Source organism: Streptomyces sp. SID486, assembly GCF_009865385.1.
GTDB lineage: Bacteria > Actinomycetota > Actinomycetes > Streptomycetales > Streptomycetaceae > Streptomyces.
Genome location: NZ_WWJT01000146.1, coordinates 1 through 3,847, shown reverse-complemented (window position 1 = coordinate 3,847; position 3,847 = coordinate 1). Strand labels below are relative to the sequence as shown.

The window sequence follows — 3,847 nt, the reverse complement described above, 5'->3', positions numbered from 1 at the left end:
GTAGGGCGGGTGTGTGCCGCCCGCGCGGCGGGGGCCGGCCCCGGTCGCGGCTGTCCGTCCGGCCCGCCGCCTTGGCCGTTCCCCGCTCCGTGCCCCATCGTGGGAAGGGCTGCTGATCTGCGGGGAGACCGCCGCGCCCGACCCGCGGGGCGAGACGGGTACTCCGGTGGAGTCGGCGCAGGAAGGAGCGCGTGCGATGAGGCGAGCCGAGCAGCGCCCGAAGCAGGCGGATCATCTGGCGGGCGCCGCGACGGACCCGAGCGGGCTGATGGATCTGCTGGGCGTTGCCGCGGTGCTCCTGGAGGCCGACGGCCGGATCGACATGTGGAGTCCGCAGGCCGAGGAACTGTTCGGCTACACGCGCGCCGAGGCGGTCGGACAGTACGCGGCGCTCCTGCTGCTCCACCCGGAACACCAGGACGCGGCGATCACGCTGTTCGCCGAGGTGATGGAGACCGGCCGCAGCTGGGCCGGGGCCTTCCCGGTCCGGCACAAGGACGGCAGCACCCGGATGGTCGAGTTCCGCAACATGCGGCTGACGGACCACCTCGGCGACCACTACGCCCTGGGCCTGGCCACCGACCGGAACACACTGCGCCACATGGAACGCAAGCTGGCCCTGTCCAACCGGCTGGTCGCCCAGGCGCCGATCGGGCTGGCCGTCCTGGACACCGAGCTGCGCTACCTGGCCATCAACCCGGCTCTGGCGGCCATGCACGGCGTCTCCGAGGCCGACCACGTCGGCCGGGGCTTCCGTGACATCCTGCCCGGCGCGGCCTTCGAGGGCGCGGAGACCGTGATCCGGCAGGCCCTGGCGTCCGGTGTCCCCGTGGTGGAGCGGCAGGTGGTGGGCCGTACCGCCGCCGACCCGGACAACGACCACGCCTGGGCGCTGTCGGCGTACCGGCTGGAGGACCACCACGGCAACGTCCTGGGCATCGCCACCGTGGTGGTCGACGTCACCGACCGGTACCGGGCGGCCAAGGAGGCCGACCAGGCCCAGCAGCGCCTGCGCCTCATGGCCAACGGGTCGGCCCGGATCGGCACCACCCTGGAGGTGGAGCGGACCGCGCGGGAACTGGCCGACGTCCTCGTGCCCGGCCTGGCCGACATGGTCGCCGTGGACCTCCTGGACTCGGTCCTGCAGACCGGCCGTACGGACCTGGACGAGGGCCCGGCGCTGTTCCGCGCCCTGGCGGTGAAGACCGCGTACCCGAGCGACGCCGCCGCGGCGATGGTGCCGCCGGGCCGCCTCACCACCTACCACGCCGACCACCCGGCGTCCCACTGCATCCGCACCCTGCGCCCCCAGCTGATCACCCACCTCGAGAGGGGGGAGCTGGCCAAGGTCGCCGCCGACGCCGAGGCCGCCGACCTGCTCGCCCGGGCCGGGGTCCACACCGACATGGCCGTTCCGCTCATCGCCCGCGGACAGGTCATCGGCGTCATGGGCCTGGCCCGTGCCCGCAACCCCCTGCCGTTCGACGAGGACGACCTCACCCTCGCCTGCGAGCTGGCCTCGTCCGCCGCGCTGAGCATCGACAACGCCGTTCTGCACCAGCACATCCGCGACGCCGCCGAGACCCTGCAGCGCAGCCTGCTCCCACAGCTCCCGCCCCGGCGGCCCGGCCTGGAGGTAGCCGCCCGCTACCGGCCCGCCCAGGTCTTCCACGAGGTCGGCGGGGACTGGTACGACGTGATCCCCCTCAGCGGTGACCGCACGGCCCTCGTGGTGGGCGACGTCATGGGCAGCGGCATCCCGGCCGCCACCACCATGGGCCGCCTGCGCACCGCGACCTCCACCCTCGCCGACCTCGATCTCGGTCCGGCCCGGATCCTGACCCACCTCGACAAGATCACCAACGACCTGGACCCGTACATCGCCACCTGCGTGTACGCGGTCTACGACCCCCACCGCGCCCAGCTGCACGTGGCGTCCGCCGGCCATCTGCCCCCGGTCCTGCTGCGGGACGGGCAGCGGCCGCGGCTCCTCGACCTGCCCACGGGGACTCCGCTCGGCGTCGGAGGCCCGTTCGAGACCACCACGCTCGACCTGGTGCCCGGCGACCGGCTGGTCCTGTACACCGACGGACTCGTCGAGACCCGTCACGACCCCATCGACGAGCGCCTGGACGACCTGCTCACCCTCCTGGCCCCGCCGGACCGCACCGCGGAGGAGACCTGCGACCGGCTCCTGCGGCAGCTACGGCATCCGGCCGGCCACGACGACGTGGCTCTCCTCGTCGTCCGCGCCCGCACGCTCACGACCGAGCCCGTCGGGGTGCCGGCCGAGGGGCGTCCGGCAGTGCCGGACGCCCCGAGTCCCTGACCGGCGCGCCGTCAGCCGACGGGGTCGAGGACGACCGGCAGCTCCGCCAGCCCCCGGAAGGCGGGGAACGGGACCTCCAGCCAGCGCGGTCCGCCGGCGGGATCGGCCAGCGCCATCCGGGGGAACCGCTCGAACAGGAGGGTGAGGGCCAGCTGCGTCTCCAGCCGGGCCAGCGGGGCGCCCAGGCAGTAGTGGCTGCCGTGCCCGAACCCGAGATGCGCGTCCTGCGCGTTCCCCGGCCGCGTCACGTCCAGCTCGTCCGGCGCCTCGAACTTCAGCGGATCGCGGTTGGCCGAGGTGAGCGCGATCTGGACCAGGGCGCCCTTGGGGATCCGGGTCCCGCTGTACTCCACGTCCTCGGTCGCGTAGCGGAACGTCGCACTCTCCACGGAGCCGTCGTAGCGCACCAGTTCCTCGACCGCCGCGCGGATCAGCTCCGGGTCCTCCCGCAGGGCGCGCAACTGCGCGGGATGCGACAGCAGGTGGTGCACGGCGTTTCCGATGAGGTACGCGGTCGTCTTGTGACCCGCGAACATCAGCAGGAACGCCGTGGACACCAGCTCGTTCTCGGTGAGCCCGCCGGCGTTGTCCCGGACCTCGGTGAGCGCGCTGAGCAGGTCGTCACCCGGGTCCTGCCGCTTGGCGGTGATGAGCTGCGTGAAGTACGCGTGCAGGTCCTCCTCCGCCTGCTGCTGGGCCCGCTTGAACTCCGCCCCGAAACCGGTCTGCGCCACGGTGGTGGACAGGTGCTGCATCCGCGACCGGTCCTGCGCCGGCACGCCGAGCAGGTCGCAGATCACGATGATCGGCAGCGGGAACGCGAACGCCGGCAGCAGGTCGAAGGGCTCCCGCGCCGGGCACTCGTCGAGCAGCTCCCGGACGATCTCCTCGATCCGCGGCCGCAGCGCCTGCACACGCCGGGGGGTGAAGGCGGAGTTGACCAGCCTGCGCAGCCGGGTGTGCTTGGGGGCATCGGAGTTGAGCATGTTGTCGTCCAGCGCGACGGACGAGTCACCGAAGATCCTCCGGTAGGCGTCCATGGCCCCGTACATGTCCTTGCTCAGCCGCGGGTCCGCCAGGGCGGCCCGCGCGTCCTCGTACCGCGTGATCAGATACGTCTCGTTGCCGTGCGGCGGGGTCATGGGACAGACCGGCGCCGCCGTGCGGAGCTGGGCGTAGACGGGGTGCGGATCACGCCGGAACCCGGGGGTGCACCGCTCGGCCGCGCTGACGGCCTCCTGCGTGGTGGTCACGGACGACTCCTGAGGTCGAAGAGTGCCTGGGCGTTGCCGCCGAGGATGAGCTGCTGGGACGCCTTGTCGAGCGGCAGCTTCTCGATCATGTGGACGAAGTCCTCCAGCGGCGCGGCCATCGGCGGCGAGTCGGTGCCGAACAGCATCCGTTCGGGCCCGAGGACTTCGGCGTTCAGGCTCAGGTGTGCCGCGCTGAACGGGCTGGTGTCGACGTACATGCGGCGCAGTGCGGCGGCCGGGTCGGCCGCGGGCTCCGGCCCCGCCC

3 protein-coding genes are annotated in these 3,847 nt (G+C 73.0%); 1 reads left to right on the top strand and 2 read right to left on the bottom strand.

Features of this window, described 5'->3' with window-relative positions:
- Positions 1–196 precede the first annotated feature (196 nt).
- Entirely contained in the window at positions 197–2,329 is a 2,133-nt protein-coding gene (locus GT045_RS07320) for a SpoIIE family protein phosphatase (protein WP_161290055.1), read from the top strand.
- Between the two features lie 11 nt (positions 2,330–2,340).
- Here the strand turns inward: GT045_RS07320 and GT045_RS07315 are convergent, their stop codons facing one another.
- A complete protein-coding gene (locus tag GT045_RS07315; protein ID WP_161333663.1) occupies positions 2,341–3,582 on the bottom strand; it encodes a cytochrome P450 in 1,242 nt (413 codons plus the stop codon).
- A partial coding sequence (locus tag GT045_RS07310) for an amidohydrolase family protein (protein WP_161333662.1) occupies positions 3,579–3,847 on the bottom strand: 269 nt, incomplete at its 5' end. The genes GT045_RS07315 and GT045_RS07310, both read right to left, overlap by 4 nt.